This window comes from Stenotrophomonas hibiscicola ATCC 19867 (genome assembly GCF_000382065.1).
GTDB classification, from domain to species: Bacteria; Pseudomonadota; Gammaproteobacteria; order Xanthomonadales; family Xanthomonadaceae; genus Stenotrophomonas; species Stenotrophomonas hibiscicola.
The window spans coordinates 229,583-247,185 of sequence record NZ_KB907502.1 but is presented as its reverse complement, the minus strand read 5'-3'; the positions used below and the strand labels follow the sequence as shown (position 1 = coordinate 247,185).

Annotated in this window: 17 protein-coding genes; 10 read left to right on the top strand and 7 right to left on the bottom strand. The window is 65.8% G+C overall.

Features of this window, described 5'->3' with window-relative positions; genetic code table 11:
- Positions 1 to 9: 9 nt before the first annotated feature.
- The 3 genes from G370_RS0115210 to G370_RS0115200 form a co-directional block, all read right to left on the bottom strand.
- Positions 10 to 2,223, bottom strand: coding sequence for a polysaccharide biosynthesis tyrosine autokinase (locus G370_RS0115210; RefSeq protein WP_019661369.1), 2,214 nt, complete (start codon positions 2,221 to 2,223; stop codon positions 10 to 12).
- A 57-nt stretch (positions 2,224 to 2,280) separates the two neighbouring features.
- Entirely contained in the window at positions 2,281 to 2,715 is a 435-nt protein-coding gene (locus tag G370_RS0115205; protein WP_026347179.1) for a low molecular weight protein-tyrosine-phosphatase, read from the bottom strand.
- A gap of 151 nt (positions 2,716 to 2,866) precedes the next feature.
- Positions 2,867 to 4,351, bottom strand: a complete 1,485-nt coding sequence (locus G370_RS0115200; RefSeq protein WP_281162053.1) for an undecaprenyl-phosphate glucose phosphotransferase — start codon at positions 4,349 to 4,351, stop codon at positions 2,867 to 2,869.
- A gap of 313 nt (positions 4,352 to 4,664) precedes the next feature.
- On the opposite strand from G370_RS0115200, the gene galE reads away from it, so the two are divergent.
- The 8 genes from galE to G370_RS0115160 all read left to right on the top strand — a co-directional run bounded on the left by galE (position 4,665) and on the right by G370_RS0115160 (position 12,535).
- On the top strand, positions 4,665 to 5,702 hold the full coding sequence (gene galE, locus G370_RS0115195; protein WP_019661366.1) for a UDP-glucose 4-epimerase GalE: 1,038 nt from the start codon (positions 4,665 to 4,667) through the stop codon (positions 5,700 to 5,702).
- 158 nt (positions 5,703 to 5,860) lie between these two features.
- The gene (gene amaB, locus G370_RS0115190; protein ID WP_019661365.1) at positions 5,861 to 7,393 is read left to right on the top strand and encodes an L-piperidine-6-carboxylate dehydrogenase; all 1,533 of its coding nucleotides are present in this window, start codon (positions 5,861 to 5,863) and stop codon (positions 7,391 to 7,393) included.
- Between the two features lie 40 nt (positions 7,394 to 7,433).
- Positions 7,434 to 8,243: an SDR family NAD(P)-dependent oxidoreductase gene (locus G370_RS0115185; RefSeq protein ID WP_019661364.1), complete on the top strand. Its 810-nt coding sequence runs from the start codon at positions 7,434 to 7,436 to the stop codon at positions 8,241 to 8,243.
- Between the two features lie 178 nt (positions 8,244 to 8,421).
- Entirely contained in the window at positions 8,422 to 8,706 is a 285-nt protein-coding gene (locus G370_RS0115180; protein WP_019661363.1) for a DUF4190 domain-containing protein, read from the top strand.
- 4 nt (positions 8,707 to 8,710) lie between these two features.
- Positions 8,711 to 9,481, top strand: a complete 771-nt coding sequence (locus G370_RS0115175; protein WP_019661362.1) for a class I SAM-dependent methyltransferase — start codon at positions 8,711 to 8,713, stop codon at positions 9,479 to 9,481.
- Positions 9,482 to 9,489: 8 nt separating this feature from the next.
- The gene (locus G370_RS0115170; RefSeq protein ID WP_019661361.1) at positions 9,490 to 10,545 is read left to right on the top strand and encodes a quinone-dependent dihydroorotate dehydrogenase; all 1,056 of its coding nucleotides are present in this window, start codon (positions 9,490 to 9,492) and stop codon (positions 10,543 to 10,545) included.
- An 8-nt stretch (positions 10,546 to 10,553) separates the two neighbouring features.
- Positions 10,554 to 11,615, top strand: coding sequence for a UDP-N-acetylmuramate dehydrogenase (murB, locus tag G370_RS0115165; RefSeq protein WP_026347177.1), 1,062 nt, complete (start codon positions 10,554 to 10,556; stop codon positions 11,613 to 11,615).
- Between the two features lie 32 nt (positions 11,616 to 11,647).
- On the top strand, positions 11,648 to 12,535 hold the full coding sequence (locus G370_RS0115160) for a DMT family transporter (protein WP_019661359.1): 888 nt from the start codon (positions 11,648 to 11,650) through the stop codon (positions 12,533 to 12,535).
- Positions 12,536 to 12,653: 118 nt separating this feature from the next.
- Here G370_RS0115160 and G370_RS0115155 read toward each other — a convergent pair whose 3' ends face one another.
- From G370_RS0115155 to G370_RS0115145, 3 genes are all read right to left on the bottom strand, one after another.
- Positions 12,654 to 13,658, bottom strand: coding sequence for an aminoglycoside phosphotransferase family protein (locus G370_RS0115155; RefSeq protein ID WP_019661358.1), 1,005 nt, complete (start codon positions 13,656 to 13,658; stop codon positions 12,654 to 12,656).
- Between the two features lie 99 nt (positions 13,659 to 13,757).
- Positions 13,758 to 14,792 carry a DUF418 domain-containing protein gene (locus G370_RS0115150; protein WP_019661357.1) on the bottom strand — a complete coding sequence of 345 codons (1,035 nt, stop codon included), beginning with the start codon at positions 14,790 to 14,792 and terminating at the stop codon, positions 13,758 to 13,760.
- Entirely contained in the window at positions 14,789 to 15,379 is a 591-nt protein-coding gene (locus tag G370_RS0115145) for a TetR/AcrR family transcriptional regulator (protein WP_019661356.1), read from the bottom strand. The genes G370_RS0115150 and G370_RS0115145 overlap by 4 nt, the downstream gene beginning before the upstream one ends.
- A 142-nt stretch (positions 15,380 to 15,521) precedes the next feature.
- Here G370_RS0115145 and G370_RS0115140 point away from each other — a divergent pair, with 142 nt between their 5' ends.
- Entirely contained in the window at positions 15,522 to 15,947 is a 426-nt protein-coding gene (locus tag G370_RS0115140) for a DoxX family protein (protein WP_026347176.1), read from the top strand.
- Here G370_RS0115140 and G370_RS0115135 read toward each other — a convergent pair.
- Positions 15,920 to 16,723 carry an APH(3')-II family aminoglycoside O-phosphotransferase gene (locus G370_RS0115135; RefSeq protein WP_019661354.1) on the bottom strand — a complete coding sequence of 268 codons (804 nt, stop codon included), beginning with the start codon at positions 16,721 to 16,723 and terminating at the stop codon, positions 15,920 to 15,922. The two genes, G370_RS0115140 and G370_RS0115135, sit on opposite strands and share 28 nt — an antisense overlap.
- Before the next feature lie 90 nt (positions 16,724 to 16,813).
- On the opposite strand from G370_RS0115135, the gene G370_RS0115130 reads away from it, so the two are divergent.
- Positions 16,814 to 17,530, top strand: a complete 717-nt coding sequence (locus G370_RS0115130; RefSeq protein WP_019661353.1) for an SDR family NAD(P)-dependent oxidoreductase — start codon at positions 16,814 to 16,816, stop codon at positions 17,528 to 17,530.
- Positions 17,531 to 17,603: the final 73 nt, after the last annotated feature.

Genomic DNA, 17,603 nt, shown 5'->3' with positions numbered 1-17,603 from the left:
TTCCCGGCCTCAGGATGCGGTCGACTTGTACTCGTAGTACCCGTAGCTGTAATAGCCCGTAGCGCGACGCTGTACCGCGTTGAAGATCGCACCCTTGATACGCACGTTGTTCTGTTCAAAGCGGCGCTTGGCGAGCGCCAGCTCCTTCGCCTGGTTGAGGCCAAAGCGCGCCACCATCAGGCAGGTACCGGCGTGATGGGCAATGATCGCAGCATCGGTAACGGCCAGGATCGGCGGCGTATCCACAATGACCAGGTCGTACTGCGGTGCCAGCTCTTCCAGCAACGCGGTGAAGTTGGCGTGCATCAGCAGTTCCGACGGATTCGGCGGAACGTCGCCACGCGCGATGAAGCTCAGATTGTCCAAGCCCGGAAGGCTTCGCACCACCTGAGAACGATCAACCTTGCCCACCAAAAGGTCAGACAGGCCCGGGGTCTGCGCTGCACCCAGCGCCTTGTGCAGGGTTCCCTTGCGCATGTCGGCGTCGATGATCAGCACGCGCTGCCCGGCCTGCGCGATCACCGCCGCGAGGTTGGAGGACACGAATGTCTTGCCGGCGTTGGGGCTCGCGCCAGAGATCAGCACAATGTTGTTCTTGGCTTCCAGACGCGCGAAGTGCAGGCTGGTACGTAGGCTGCGCACTGCTTCGATGGCCAGGTCGGCCGGGTCTTTCACCGCCAGCAAGTGCAACTTGCCGTCGGCGCGGAACTTACCGCGGACCGAATCGGTCTGCTGCTGCGGACTCACCGGAATCGACGCATATACCGGGAGACCCAGCTCTTCGATCTGCGAGGGGTCTTCCACGCCGCGATTGAGCAGCTGCTTCAGCAGTACCAGCGCCACCGACAGGAATGCGCCCAACACGGTGCCGATCAACACGACGACAGCCTTGCGCGGCTTGACCGGCGTAGTGGCATCGACTTCAGCAGCATCGACGATGCGCACATTGCCGACGGTGCCAGCACGGGCCACGTCCAGCTGCTGCGCCTGATTCAGCATGCCGGTATACATCTCATTGCTGACCTGCAGGTCGCGGGTCAGGCGCAGCAACTCCTGCTGCGCTTCTGGAAGCTGCTTGACCTGCCCCTGGAAGTTGCTCTTACGGCCCTCAAGCTCGCCGATCTGGCGCATCAACGCCTGGTAGGCCGGGTGGTCGCGGGTGAACTTGCGGTCCATCTCCGCCTGCTGCAGGCGAAGCTGCTGGATGCTGGTTTCCACGGCCACTTCCTGATCCAGCAGACCCTTGGTCTGCAGGGTCAGATCCACGGAGTTGGCACGCGTCTGGTAGGCACTCAGCGCCTTCTGCGCCGCATCCACCTGGTTGCGGACGTTGGGCAGCTGCTCTTTGACAAATGTCAGCTGCGCAGAGGCTTCGGCCGAATTGCGCTCGACGTTCTGACGGACGTAGGCCTGCGCCACCTGCTGCAGGAAGTTCTGCGCCAGAACCGGGTCGGCACTCTCATAGGCCAGGGTGAGGATGCCAGAGTCCTTGCCGGACTCACTCACGGCAATGTCCTTCTGCAGATCGTTGATGACCGTCAGATGGCGCTGGCGGGACACTTCGAAGCGCATGCCCGGATGCGCTCGCAACTCGGCAACCTGCGCGGTCACCCCCTTCCCCGATGCGACCTTGCCGACCTGCCCCTTCAGCAGAAGATTATCATCCTCGTCAAACAGCTCATAGCTGCTGTTCTCGCCGACGACCAAGGTCATCGGTCGCGCCAGCAGCGTGCGCGGCACGTCCAACTGGAAGACCTCCAGCTTCTCGCCGCCCCAGCCGAAACGGCTCATGCCAAAGCGCACATCAGCCAGAGCGTCCGGATCGGCACGCTCTGCCTTGCGTGCGACATAGCCGCCCAGCAGCGGGAAGCGATTGGGCTCGATGGTGATATCCAGCTTCAGCGCGTCGACCGCGCTGCCCACCACTGCACGTGAGGTGATCAATGCGATCTCGGTGGTTGCTTCTGCAGATCCGGTGCCCATGCCCAGCGACTGGCTGATATCCGACAGACCTGGCAACGAAGGCACCTTCGATTCAACCTGGACGATTGCGTCCGCACGATAGATCGGCGTGGCCAGCAACGCGTAGGCCACCGCAACCACGAAGAAGAGCCCGGTAATGCCGACGATCCACCACTTGTAGTCGATCAAGGTTCCGAGCAGCTGGCGCAGATCGATCTCGTCGCTGTCTTCAGGTGCGGAGGTACGGGCTTCGGTGGTCATGGATTAGGGATCTTCAATGCGGGAAAAGAGTTGCAGGACAGGACTTCGCAGCGGACTTCAGAGGTGCCGCGCCCAGCTCTCCACGCCCTCGGCCATCAACTTGTAAACATGCTCGAATGCCGGGCGTTGCTGGCGGTAAGGATCGGGAATCTCCCGATCCTGCTGCCATTTGCCCAGCAGGAAGGTTTTTCCGGACGCCTGCGGCGCGATCTCGGCGATGCGGCGCACGTGCTTGCGCTCCATGGTCAGCACCAGATCAGCGGCTCCCAGGATGGCGTCATCAATCTGGCGCGCGCGATGAGCCAGGCCATCCATGCCCTGCTCAACCAGCAGCTCCTGCGCCGTGGCATCAATGCCATGCCCAACCAGCGCACCGAGACCCGCGGAGGACACCTGGATGCCCCTGCCCTCGACCGCCTGCCGCAGCATCACTTCTGCGGACGGACTGCGGCAGATGTTGCCGACACATACAAAAAGAACGTTCTTGAACACTGACCTGGATCCTGTGGCATTCCTTGCAGCGCACGCGACCAGAACACCCAGGGCCGGCGGCAGCCGCACAGCATACCTCACAAGCGCACTACAGGCGATGAAATCGCCAACAGATTCATGGAATTACGTCGCAGTTCTGGAAGTCGGCGGCCTAGTACGCCGATTTCTGCCCCAGCACCTTCAGCGCAGTCAACACAATGATCCGCACGTCAAGCGTCGGGCTCCAGCGCCGGATGTAATCGATGTCGTACTGCACGCGTTTCTTCATCGAGCGCAGCTCCGGCGTCTCGCCACGCAGGCCGTGCACCTGCGCCCAGCCGGTAATCCCAGGCTTGACGTAGTGACGATGCATGTAGCGCTCGATCACGCGCTCGTAGTGGTTGTTGTGCTGGATCGCGTGCGGGCGCGGCCCGACCACCGACATGTTTCCACCCAGCACGTTGAAGAACTGCGGCAGTTCGTCCAGGCTGCTGCGGCGCAGGAAGGCGCCGAACCGGGTGACTCGCGGATCACCGCGCCTAGCCTGGGTAATCTGCCCCTCTCCCTCTGCATGCACGCGCATGGAGCGGAACTTGAGCATCCAGAACTCCTTGCCACCCAGCCCGTGACGCTTCTGGCGGAACAGCACTGGCCCGGGCGAACTCAGCTTCACGCCAATGGCGAGCACGACAAACAACGGCGCCAGCAGGACCACCGCGACACCAGCCACGAGGATGTCCTCGATCCGCTTGAACAGGCGAAACCGGTGGTCTGCCAAGCCCTGCCGCACACCGATCATCGGCACATCACCCACTTGGTGCAGACCGGGGTTGAGCGCCCCCAGGCCCGTGGTATCAGGGATCAGACGCACAGGCACCGGAAATCGCTCGATCTGCTTGAGCATGTCCCTGACCGCGGCGGCATCCCCCATCGGCATCGACACCCAGACTTGATCGAACTCACCCCGATGCTGATCCATGTACTGCGGGACCTCAGCCAGCAAGCCCAGTCGGCGCGGCGCATCACCGCCACGGCGGGTGGCGATATCCCCTGCACCGGCGAAGTAGCCAATGACTTCCTTGCCCAGCTCCGGCTTGCCACGCAGCAGGCGGTGCAGTTTCAGGGCCGGGGCGCGAAGTCCGACCAGCAGGACCCGCTCGCGGTCCATCCCACGCGAGCGCAGCCGATGCAACTGCACCCTCAGCAGCACACGCAGCGCCACCATCGATCCCAGGCCAAAGGCATACCAGCCAATCAGCCACGTCGAAGGCACCACATCGGCAAGCCCGACCAGCACGACGTAGAGCGAGAACAGCGCAAAAGTGGCAGACCACGCCAACAGCAGCAGCCAGAGATCAGCGAGAAGCCCTCGCATCCGCCAGCTGCGATAGACCGGCGCTACCGAAAAGCAGACGATGGCGCTAAGGATCACCGCCCCGAACACGATTCGCTGGGACGAGTCCGGTGCGCCTGCGCCATAGAGCAGGATGTGAGAAAGCACTGCCATTCCTGGAAGTAGCAACAGATCACCCAGGCGCAACCCCAGCTCGAGGGCTGCTCTAGCCTCGACACGACGGCGGCCAGAGCGGGCGCGCTCCGCGGGAAGGTCTTCTACTGATCCATGTAGCAAAGCACTTCTCCAGTATCCGCTCGACACGACTCCGAAGGATTCGGCGTCACGTGCATGGGCTCCCCAGCCAGCACGGCATTGTCCGGACAACGTCAATTAAATGTGGAGGAATTGTGAATGAAGTCCAGACCAAAAGATAGGAACCTCAAGTCGGGAGAATCCCTACCCAGCCTCGAGAGAATCACCTAAGTAACTAGAATTATTACGAATTTTAATTGTATCACACTGCATCAAAAGAAATCATTTTGAGTCCAACGTCAGGCTTGTCGACGATCCCTGAGCATCAGGGATCCCTCAGCACTGGTAGACTTTCGTGCAGTTTTCGCAACAAGGACGATGCGTGTCGGACATCCTCATCTGCGGCGGCGCCGGCTACATCGGCAGCCACATGGCCCAGTACTTGGCCGAAGCCGGCCACTCGGTAACCGTACTCGACAACCTGTCCACCGGTCACCGCGATGCCGTCCGCTGGGGTGAACTGCTGGAAGCCGATCTGCTGGCCCCCGAAACACTCGAGCGCGCCCTCCAAGGCCGTCACTTTGACGCCGTGATGCACTTCGCCGCACGTTCGCTGGTGGGCGTATCGGTTTCCGCTCCTTATACCTACTACGCCAACAACGTCACCGGCACGTTGAACCTGCTGGAGGCCATGCGCCGCCACGACATTGATCGCATCGTGTTCTCCTCCACCGCTGCGGTATTCGGTAATCCACAGTCGGATGTGATCGACGAGGACCACCCCACGGCGCCCATCAACCCTTACGGTGCCAGCAAGCTGATGGCAGAGCGGATCCTCGCTGACGCAGCCACGGCCTACGGCCTGCGTTCGACCTGCCTGCGCTACTTCAATGCCGCGGGCGCACTTCCCGACCACGGCATTGGCGAGGCCCATGCCTGCGAAACCCACCTGATCCCCAATGTCCTGCGTGCCGCATTGGGCATCGGCAACGCCATGAAGGTGTTCGGCGATGACTACGCCACGCCCGATGGCACCTGCGTGCGCGACTATGTACATGTGCAGGACCTGGCCCAGGCCCACGCGCTGGCGCTTGAGTACATGGACCACACGCCCGGCGCGCATGCATTCAATCTCGGCAATGGCCAAGGCTTCTCTGTCCGCGAAGTCATTGCCGCTGCCGCAGAGGTGAGCGGGCGCAGCATTCCATTTGAGTTGGCAGAACGCCGGCCGGGCGATCCAGCCAGTCTGGTCGCCTCCTCCACCCGCGCTCGCCAATTGCTGGGGTGGCACCCCAGATGGACCGAGCTGGCACCGATCATCGAGAGCGCGTGGCAGTGGCATCGCAACCCGCCCGCATGGTCGCCACAGCCGGCCATTCCTGGCACCGCGCGCAGCCCGGACGAAGCCCTGCCTGCCTGAACAGGCATCCCTCACTGGGATGGCGTCTCGGCGTGGCCCCACCCCGCACCGCACCAAAGCCCAACCACCACCCTCTGCTACCATCGGCGGTTCTGTTCATCGCGTTCCCCACCTGCCCGCGATGGCGCCAAACAACGTAACGAAACACAGGAGTCTGCATGTCTTCCGAGCTGCTCAAGTCCCTTGGCCTGGACGCGATCAACGCTGGCACGTACCTGGGCAACGGGGAGTGGTCGAGCGCGACCAGTGGTGAGCTGATCACCCCGGTCAACCCGACCACCGGCGAGCCGATCGCACAGGTCCGCGCGACCACCGAGGCCGAGTACGAGACCGTCGTCGCCCGCGCCCAGGAAGCCTTCAAGGTCTGGCGCACCACGCCTGCCCCGCGCCGCGGTGAGGCCGTGCGCCTGTGCGGCGAAGCGCTGCGCAGGCACAAGGATGCGCTGGGTTCGCTGGTCGCCCTGGAAATGGGCAAGAGCAAGCCGGAAGGCGACGGCGAAGTGCAGGAGATGATCGACATCGCCGATTTCGCCGTGGGCCAGAGCCGCATGCTGTACGGCTACACCATGCATTCCGAGCGCCCCGGCCACCGCATGTACGAGCAGTACCACCCGCTGGGCCTGGTCGGCATCATCTCGGCCTTCAACTTCCCGGTGGCGGTCTGGAGCTGGAACTCGTTCCTGGCGGCCATCTGTGGCGACGTGTGCATCTGGAAGCCGTCCAACAAAACGCCGCTGACCGCCATCGCCTCGCTGAAGATCTGCAACGAGGCCCTGCGCGAAGCCGGCTTCCCGGATATCTTCTTCCTGATCAACGATGCCGGCACCGCGCTGTCGGAGAAGATGGTCGATGACCGTCGCGTGCCGCTGATCAGCTTCACCGGCTCGACCCAGGTCGGCCGCACCGTCAACGAAAAGGTCGCGCGCCGCCTGGGCCGCTGCCTGCTGGAGCTGGGCGGCAACAACGCCATCATCCTGGACGAAACCGCCGACCTGAAGCTGGCCGTGCCGGGCATCGTGTTCGGTGCGGTCGGCACCGCCGGCCAGCGCTGCACCACCACTCGCCGCCTGATCGTGCACCGCTCGATCTACGCCGACGTACTGGCCACCCTGGTCAAGGCTTACAAGCAGGTGGAAGGCAAGATCGGCGACCCGACCGATGCCGCCAACCTGATGGGCCCGCTGAACAGCGAAGGCGCCGTACAGCAGTTCCTCGATGCCATCGCCCAGGCCAAGGCCGCCGGCGGCACCATCGAAACCGGCGGCACCCGCATCGACCGACCGGGTAACTTCGTACTGCCCGCCATCGTCTCCGGTTTGAAGAACAGCGACGCCGTGGTCCAGCACGAGACCTTCGCGCCGATCCTGTACGTGATGCCGTACGACACCCTCGACGAAGCCATCGAGATGCAGAACGGCGTGCCGCAGGGCCTGTCGTCCTCGATCTTCACCCAGAACCTGAAGACCGCCGAGAAGTTCCTGTCGGCGGCCGGCAGCGACTGCGGCATCGCCAACATCAACATCGGCACGTCCGGTGCGGAGATCGGCGGTGCCTTCGGTGGCGAGAAGGACACCGGCGGTGGCCGCGAGTCCGGTTCGGATGCGTGGAAGGTCTACATGCGCCGCCAGACCAACACCATCAACTATTCGGACTCGCTGCCGCTGGCCCAGGGCATCAAGTTCGACCTGTAACGCAATCTGTAGTGCCGGGCCATGCCCGGCAGGATGCGCCATGAACACCGCAGGAAATGCAGCCGAGCATGGCTCGGCTCTACAGGGTGGCAAGCCGGTGATTGATTTCACCGGCCGCCGCGTGCTGATCGCCGGCGGCAGCAAGGGTATTGGCCGTGAAATGGCACTGGCCTTTGCCGGTGCCGGTGCGCAGGTCTCGGCCTGCGCCCGCGGCCAGGCAGGCCTGGATGCCCTGCGTGCCGATGCACGGGCGCAGGGCTTCGAACTGCACGCGTTCTCTACCGATCTGGCCGATCCCGGCCAGATCCAGGCCTGGCTGCAGGCCGCCGCCGATGCCCTCGGCGGTATCGATGTACTGGTCAACAATGCCACGGGCTACGGCATGGTCGACGACGAGCACGGCTGGGCCGCCAGCCTGCAGATCGACCTGATGGCGGCCGTGCGTGCCTCGCGCCTGGCACTGCCATGGCTGCGTGCCTCCAGCGACGCCTGCATCCTCAACCTGTCCTCGATCGCCGCCCAGCAGCCGCGTCCCGGTGGCGCGCCCTACGCTGCCGCCAAGGCCGCGCTTTCGCACTACACCACGTCACAGGCGCTGGCGCTGGCCAAGGACCGGATCCGGGTCAATGCCATCGCACCGGGCTCGATCGAGTTCGATGACGGCCTGTGGGACCGCCGCCGCACCGAAGACCCCGCCCTGTACCACGGCACCTTGGCGAAGATCCCGTTCGGCCGCTTCGGCCACCCGCGTGAGATCGCCGACGCCGCCCTGTTCCTGTGCTCGCCGCTGGCGCGCTGGATCACCGGTCATGTGCTCAACGTGGATGGCGGCCAAGTGTTGATGGGCTGATGCCGGCACGCCGGTAGGTGCCAACCTTGGTTGGCATGGCTTTCGTCGACCAAGGTCGACGTCTACCTGGCTGAAATGCCGTTCGTCGACCAAGGTCGACGCCTGCCATCACATCCGCCGGGCATGGGATTGCCCGGGCAGAGGCACTATCATGTGCACACTGCCAAGGAGGACCCCGATGAGCGTGGCACCCCGACAGACAAGCGCCCTGGCCGTGGTCAGCCTGGTCATGGGCATCGCCAGCTGGACCGTCCTGCCCTTCGTGGCCAGCATCGTGGCCATCATCACCGGCCACATGGCCCGCGCCGAAATCCGGCGCCGCCCGCTTGAACTGGAAGGCGATGGCATGGCCGTTACCGGCCTTGTGCTGGGCTGGGTCATGGTCGGCGCCGTGCTTGCCGCCATCCTGGTCTTCATCCTGTTCTTCGGCGGCCTGGCATGGCTGGCGGCAGTGTCGAAGTGACGCCATGACTGCCTCCGACAGCACTGAACGCTTCAGCAGCCGCGTTGCCGACTACGTCCGCTACCGGCCCGGTTACCCGCCCGCACTGCTGGACTGGCTGCACGGCCCGATGGGCGCCAGCCGCGAGGCGATGGTCGCCGACATCGGCGCCGGTACCGGCATTTCCAGCCGCCTGTTCCTGGCCAGCGGTCACCCCGTGATCGCGGTGGAGCCCAATGCGGCCATGCGGGGCGCGGCCGAACAGTGGCTGGCACCGCAGTATCCGCAGTTCCGCGCGGTCGACGGGCGCGCCGAGGCCACCGCGCTTGACGCGGCCAGCATCGATCTGGTCAGCGTCGCGCAGGCCTTCCACTGGTTCGACACCGTGGCGGTGCGCGCCGAGTGGCAGCGCATCCTGCGCCCGGGTGGCCTGGCACTGATCTACTGGAACTCGCGCCTGCTCGACGCCAGCCCGTTCCTGATCGGCTACGAACAGCTGTTGCTGGACTACGGCACCGACTACACCGCGGTGGCCGAGCGCTACCAGGACGACGCCACCATGCAGGCCTGGTTCGGCGCCGGGCTGCGCGGCATGGTGCAGCTGCCGAACGTGCAGCATCTGGATTTCGACGCCCTGCGCGGGCGACTGCTGTCCTCCTCCTATGCTCCCCAACCCGGTCACCCGCGCCACGCGCCGATGATCGACGCGCTGCAGGACCTGTTCGCCGCCCACGCGGTCGACGGCCAGGTTGCTTTTGAATATCGAACCCGAGCCTTCCTCGGCACGCTGGACTGAACCGACGCATGTATTCGCTTGCCCGCCCCTTCCTGTTCTCGCTCGACGCCGAGCGCGCCCACGGCCTCGGCCTGTCCGCACTGGACCTGGCCTACCGCACCGGCACCACGCCGCTGCTGGCCGCACGCATCGCGCCGATGCCCAGCACGGTGTTCGGGCTGACCTTCCCCAATCCGGTCGGCCTGGCTGCCGGACTGGACAAGAACGGCGAGCACATCGACGCACTGTTCGCGCTGGGTTTCGGCTTCGTCGAGATCGGCACCATCACCCCGCGCCCGCAGGCCGGCAATCCGCTGCCGCGCCTGTTCCGGCTGCCGGCGCACAACGCGATCATCAACCGCATGGGCTTCAACAATGCGGGCGTGGACGCGCTGGTGCGCAATGTCGAGCGCGCGCGCAACCGCCGCGGCCTGCTCGGCATCAACATCGGCAAGAACAAGGACACGCCCAACGAACAGGCGGTGGACGATTACATCGCCTGCCTGGACAAGGTCTATCCGCTGGCCGACTACATCACCGTCAACATCTCCTCGCCCAACACTGCCGGCCTGCGTGAACTGCAGGAGGAAACCGCGCTGCGCCAGCTGGTCAGCCAGTTGCGCGACCGCCAGGAAGCACTGGCCGCGCAGCATGGCCGCCGCGTCCCGATGCTGGTGAAGGTGGCGCCGGACCTGAGCGAGCGCGACATCGATGCCGCCGCCCGCGTACTGGGCGAACTGCAGGTGGACGGCGTGATCGCCACCAATACCACCATCGACCACAGCAAGGTGGCCGGCGATCCGCTGGCCAACGAAGCCGGCGGCCTGTCCGGCGCGCCGGTGCTGGAGCAATCCACGCTGGTACTGCGCCGCCTGCGTTCGCGCCTGCCCGAATCGGTCCCGCTGGTCGGCGTCGGCGGCATCCTGTCCGGTGCCGATGCGGTGGCCAAGATGGCCGCCGGCGCGGCGCTGGTGCAGTGCTACAGCGGCTTGATCTTCCGTGGCCCGGCGTTGGTCTCTGAATGCGTGGAGGCGATCCGTCGCCGCCGCGAAGCGCCGAGCCGCGGCGCGGTGGCCCCACTGTGAGCGCGCCCATGGATACCGTCGACGGCAACGCCCCGCTGCGCTGGACGCTCACCCGCAATGCGCCGCTGCAGGCGCTGAACACCTTCCACGTGCAGGCCAGCGCCGCGCAGCTGCTGGAACTGCACGATGCCGCACTGCTGCCGGACGTGCTCGCGCTGCCCGAGGTGGCCAGCGGCCCGCTGCTGGTGCTGGGCAGCGGCAGCAACGTACTGATCGCCGAAGACCTGCCTGGCACCGTGCTGGTGTTCGGCAACCGGGACATCAGCTTCCTGGAGCACCGCGCCGACCATGCGGTGATCCGCGCCGGCGCTGGCGTGTCCTGGCATGGCCTGGTGATGTGGTCGCTGCAGGAAGGCCTGTCCGGCCTGGAGAACCTGGCGTTGATTCCCGGCACGGCCGGTGCCGCGCCGATCCAGAACATCGGTGCCTATGGCGCGCAGGTCGGCGAGTTCATCCAGGCCGTTGAAGCCTGGGACTGCCAAGAGCAGGCCTGGGTGCGGCTGGACAACGAACAGTGTGGCTTCGCCTACCGCGACAGCGTGTTCAAGCAGCAACCCGATCGCTACCTGATCACCGCCATCGAGCTCAGGCTGCCGCTGCTGCACGACCTGCGCATGGACTACGCCGGCATCCGTGAGGAACTGCAGGCACAGGGCGTGGAGCTGCCCAGTGCCGTGGACGTGGCCAATGCGGTGATCGCGATCCGCCGCCGCAAGCTGCCCGACCCGGATGTGCTGGGCAACGCCGGCAGCTTCTTCAAGAACCCGGTACTGCCACTGGAACAGGTGGACGTACTGCTGCAGCACTTCCCCGAGCTGCCGGTGTTCCCGGCCGAACAGGACGACAAGCGCAAGGTCTCTGCGGCCTGGATGATCGAGTCCTGCGGCTGGAAGGGCTTCCGCGAAGGCGATGCCGGCGTTGCGCCGAGCCACGCGCTGGTGCTGGTCAATTACGGCAACGCCACCGGTGCTGAGCTGCTGGCGCTGGCGCGACGCATCTCGGCCTCGGTGCTGGAAAAGTTCGGCGTGCCGATCGAACCGGAGCCCCGCCTGCTCGGCGCACAGTGGTGAACACCCCCGCCCTCTCCCCCAGCGCCTCCCCGATGCGGGCGGCGCTGCTGATGCTCGGCAGCACGATGGCATTCGGCCTGATGGCCGTCGCCATCCGCTACGCCACCCGGTACGTACCAACCCAGGAAGTGGCGTTCTTTCGCAATGCCTTTGGCCTGCTCGCGTTGCTGCCGATGCTGCTGCGCCCCGGCCATGCACCACTGAAAACGCAGCAGCTGCCGCGTTATTTCGTGCGCAGTGCGATTGGCCTGGGTTCGATGCTGTGCGCATTCTGGGCACTGGGCCATCTGCCACTGGCGCAGGCGGTTTCCCTCTCGTACTCCACGCCGTTGTTCGTCACCATCGCCGCCGTGCTGTGGCTGGGCGAGACCGTGCGTGTACGCCGCTGGGCTGCGGTGGTGGTTGGATTCATCGGTGTGCTGGTGATCGTGCGCCCCGGTACCGCCGGCTTCACGGCGGGCAGCCTGGTAGCGGTGGCAGCCGCCGTGCTCAGCTCATTGGTGGCGATCCAGATCAAGCAGCTGACCCGTGTCGACAGTGCTGACACCGTGGTGCTCTACACCTACGTGTTCTGGGTGCCGCTGTCGCTGGTCCCGGCACTGTTCGTCTGGGTCTGGCCCTCCGGCATGGCGTGGCTGTGGCTGCTGGCCACCGGCGTGCTGGGCACCGTCGGCCAGCTGTTGTGGACCCGCGCGCTACGGCTGGGCGAAGTCTCCGCCCTGACCCCGATCAGCTTCCTGCAGCTGCCACTGGTAACGCTGTTCGGCTGGCTGCTGTTCAACGAAACGGTGGACCGCTGGACGATCATCGGTGCCGGCATCATCCTCGCCGCCAACGCCTACATCGCCCACCGCGAAGCCGTGCTGTCGCGGCGTGCCGCAAGTGCAGCGGCCTCGGCAGCGGCCAAGCCCGCCGAGTAGATCCACGCCACACGTGGATGACGCTGCACTCCTCGGTAGAGCCGAGCCTACGCTCGGCTGCTCTTCGCGCCTCCACCGTTGACTGAGCGCGCAGGGTTCATCCACGCATGGCGTGGATCTACAGCGCGCGATACACCCGCTCCGCCGCATCGAACACATTGCCCGGCGCGAACTGCTCGCCCAGATAGTGCAACGACTGCCGGCGCAACTGCGGCGAACGCTCCTCGCCATCGCTGCCCAACAGCACCTGCTGGAACTCGATCAGGTCCTGCAGGATGCGCCAATGCCGGTACCAGGCGATCCAGCGCGGATCGCCGCGGTCGCTGCCGTAGCCCTCCTCGAAGCCCAGCGGATTCTCGCGCCCCCAGCGCCCACCAACCGCCGCACCAATGAACATCAGGTCGCGCTCGCGCGGGGCCAGCGAAAGGCCGTCCCAATCGATCAGGTGCAGGCCCCCGTCATTGCCCATCAGCAGGTTGCCGGCATGCAGGTCGGTGTGACACAGATGCAGATCTACCGGTACGTCCTGCAATGCCACGAGCAGCTCCCGTGCCTGCGCATGCAGCGCCGCGATGCGCGCATGCTGCTGGTCCCATACCGAAACAAATGCGCGGCCCAGCCCGTCCTTCGCGGCCGCCAGGCCTTCGCCGGCCAGCCATTGACCGACCGTCTCCAGCGCTGCGGTTTCCAGCCGTACGATCGGCAGCGCCTGCTGCAGTTGCGCTGGCAGTTGCGCGCCGTGCAGGCGCCGCAGTACCTCGCCCAACCGCTTCCACTGCGTGCGGCTCAACGCCGCCTCGAATCCGGACTGCCCTTCCACATAAGGGAACAGGGTGAACTGCAGCCCCCACCGCTGTACCGATGCGCCGCCGGTCAATGCTGGCCACGGCGCAACGATCTCATCGATACCCAGCGTGCCGCGCAGCCAATGCAGGCTGTCCCACACCGCTGGGGCGACCTGGTAGGTGCGGCATTTCAACCACCACTGCCCGTGCCGCGCATCGACGCGATACACGCTGGCATTGGCGTCGGCACCCACCGGGCGTGGCACCACGGCGGTGGCAGTGATGCCATAGGATTGTTGCAGGACTTCGCCGAGATGCTGCGCCGAAGCGAATGACATGGATGCAAGCGGAAAGTATTGCCTGCTGCCACTATCGCAGATGCATTCGCCGCGACACAGACATGTCCGTCACAACATCAGCTCGCCGCGACCAGAGAACTAGCCTGCGATGCGTCGCATCACCATCTCCAGCGGGCCGCGTGCGAACTGCCACGACCACAGCCAGGCCGCGCCCGTGGCCAGCATCAGGAACAGCATCGCCCACAGCAGCACCGATGCGAGCGACGCGCTGCCATCGAGCAGGCCCAGGCTTTCCAGCGTGCCCATGCCCAGCAGGATGTGGCCCACGTACAGGGTCAGGGTCATGCGCCCGGCCGCGGTGAACGGCTCCAGCCAGTCCCCGGGTTGCACACGCGTCAGCCACAGGCAGGCGGCAATGACACTGCACGCTGCGCCCGCACCCGTGAGTACGTAGGCTGGTCCCGGCGGCATCGGTTGCGTTCCCAGCCACACCTGCCAGGGCGTTCCCTGCGCAAGCTGCTGAACGCCATGGCCGGCCGCGATCAGCAGCAGCCCCAGCACCAGCAATGCTCGCTGCACCCGCGGTTGCGACAGCTGAAGGCGTGCCAGCAGCATCCCCAGCAGGAAGAAGCACAGCCACGGCAGCAGCGGATGGAAGCCGTTGAACAACAGGTTGCGGGCCGCGCCCGGCCATTGCCACAGGTCGGCGTATTCCAGCGTCTGCCAGTTCCATCCCTGGCTGTAGTCCCAGTGCAGCAACGCCCAGAACGAACACGCCGCCAGGCCCACGATGCTGGCCAGCAACACCCGCGGCGACGCACGCAGCCACACCACCGCCAACGCGAAATACACCGCGTAGTAGTGCAGGATATCGGCCGGGAACAGAGTCAGGTTGAGCAGGCCCAGCACCATCAGGAACAGCGCGCGCCTCCAGGTCTGCACGCTGGCCGGCCACCACCCCTGCCGCTGCGTGGCCAGCACCAGGCCAAGACCGGCCAGAGTGACGAACGTCGCCGAGGCTTTGCCTTCCAGCAGATGGAAGAACCCTGCCAACCAACTCGCACCCTCTGCCGGCACGGCCATCGCCAGGCGGACGTTGACCAGCACCATGCCGGCCAAGGCCAGGTAACGCGCCAGATCAACGCCGTGCAATCGCCGCTCAACCGCGCTCATGCGCGTGCACCGAGCAGCAGCGCGAGCAGGCCAGGGTCCAGCGGAGCCTCATCGGTGCCACCGGCTTCGCCCAGCCCCCGGCGCAGCGCATCGCTTTCGATGGCATCCAGCAGCACCTGCGCCTGCAGTGCCGGGGCCAGTACGGGACGCCGGCGCTCACGCTGTGCCACCTGCTGCAGGGCTTCGGCCAGCACAGCCTGCAATTGCCTGCGATTGGCCGCAAATGCCTCGGCCACGGCCCGATTGCGTGCGCTCTCGGCCAGCACTTCGACGGCGAGCGTCGCCCATTCCGGCTGGCAGCACAGCGCGTGGAAGTCCTGCAGGAACGCCAGCACCTGCGTGCGATCACCGTCGGCCGCGGCCAGCCGCTGCAGCAACGGCGCCAGTTCCTCGCTTTCGGCCACGGCCACTGCAAGGATGATCGCTTCCTTGCCGGGGAAGTGGTTGTAGAGATTGCCCAGGCTGACGCCGGCCGCCTGCGCGATGGCACGCATGCTGGTCTGGTGGAATCCCTTGGCGAGGAAGCACCGCAGGGCCGCGTGCAGGATCAGGGTCACGCGCTGCTCATTGCGGTCGATTCGGCTCATGCCACAAGCATGAACGAACGTTCGTCCATTTTGTAGATGTCGACCTGGCCACCATCGGGCTCCGTTCAGCCGGGCTTGACCTCAACTGCGGTTGAGGCCCGATGCTGCGCGACCTGTTCCATGCCCAACCCGGAGTTCCTGCATGCCACGGATGATCACCACCCTGCTCGACAGCCGCGTGCTGTGGTTCCTCGCCCGGCTGCTGCTGGCCGTGGTGTTCCTGTCCTCGGGCCTGGCCAAGCTGCAGGCGTGGGACAACAGCGTGGCCGAAATGCAGGCCGCCGGGCTGCAACCGCCTGTGCTGTTCAACCTCGCCAGCGCGGTGGTGCTGCTGGGCGGCGTACTGTGCCTGCTGCTTGATCGCCTGCTCTGGCTGGGCAGCGGCGCGCTGGCAGTGTTCATGCTGCTGACCATCGCCGTCGTGCATACCTTCTGGACCAAGCACGGCGCGGAACAGCAGCTGGCCCTGTTCTTCGCGCTGGAACACTTGAGCGTGGTCGGTGGCCTGATCTGCGCGGCCATCGCCAGCCATGCGCGGGCTCAAAAGAACTCGTCGAGCAACCGGTAGAACGCCAGCCGACGCTCGTCGGCCACCGCGCCATAGCGCTGGAACAACGGCGCCACCCAACGCGTGTCGCCGAAGTTGTGGACCAGGCTGCGCGCGGCCAGCGCCAGGTCCTGGTAGCGGTCGGCCACGCCCAGCCGCCCACAGTCGATGAAACCACTGAAACGCCCCTCGACCGCCATCAGGTTCGGCAGGCACGCATCGCCATGGCTGACCACCAGATCTTCATGGTCGGGCCGGGTGCTGCACAGTTCGGCGAACACCTGCTGTGCGCTCTGCCCCAGGCGCTCGTCATCGAAGTCATCGGCGTCGACCAGACCCGCCTCGACGCGGGCGGCGGCGGCCTGCAAGCGCGAGGCCAATCGCTGGTCGAACGGACAGGCTGCCACCGGCAACACATGCAGCCTGCGCAGCGCGTCAGCCAGCAGTTCCACCAACTGCTGCGGCGCAAGTTCCGGCGACGAGGCCAGGTCGCGGCCGGGCAGCGCGCTCATCAGCAACCAGCGCCGGCCCGCTTCTTCGGCGGTGGCAATCACCGTTGGCGCCGGCAGTCCCTGTGCCTGCAGCCAGCGCAGGCGCATGATCTCATCGCCCAGCTCACTGAAGGCGTCGATCACTTCCGACTTCACGAAGGCATCGGGCTGGCCTGGCTGCTGCACACGAGCAACATCCGCAGGCGACACGCCGATCGACTGCCGCTCGATGCGCGCATCGCCCAACGCTTCCTGCCACGCCCGCGGCAGCGGCAGGCCATCAGTGAAGGGATCGGGTGCTCCCATGTCGGGATGCTCCTGTTGCTGGGGACCCTACGGATTCTCGCCGATCCCGAAGCACACCGCCCAGCAGAGCGCGCAATGGAAGGAAGCAACATGAAATTGATGGTCATCGGCGCCAGCAGGGGCCTCGGTCGGGCATTCGTGGAAGGCCTGTGCAGTGCGGGCGACACCGTCATCGGCGTTTCGCGCAGCCGTCCGCGCGACTTTGAATGCCCCGAGGGTGTCACCCTGCAGTGGATCGAGGCCGATCTGTCCCAACCCACCCTGGCTGCCAATCACATCGCAGCGCAGGCACCGGCCGATCTGGATGTGCTGATCCACAACCTGGGCATCTGGGAAGAGACCGCCTTCAGCGACGAGTACGCCTTCCTCGACGAGAGCGATGCCGCGCTCACCCAACTGGTCGACGTCAACATCACCGCGACCCTGGTGCTGCTGCAGCGCCTGCTGCCGCGGGTACTGGGCGCACCACGCCCGCAGCTGGTGCTGACCGGCTCGACCTCGGCGCTGCCACGCAGCGGCCGCCCGGAAGTGGCGTTCGGCGCATCCAAGTTCGCGCTCAACGGCATCGCCGATGCACTGCGCGAGGGTTTCCGCGATCGCCGCCTGGCGGTGACCAGCCTGCAGCTGGGCTACCTCAACACCGACGATGCACTGTCGGTGCCGGTGGCAGAGGCCGCAGCACGCGGGGATGGCGAACTTGTCCCGGTACACGATGTGGTGACCATGGTGCGTGCGCTGCTGCAGCTGTCGCCGTCCGGCTTCGTACGTGAACTGGTACTGCCAGCCATCGCCGACCCACGCTACTGACCTTGCCGGCCGCCGCAGGGCACCATCAGTGGCCGCGCGCGCGGTCGTGGTTTACCCTGCTCCTCACCGGCCG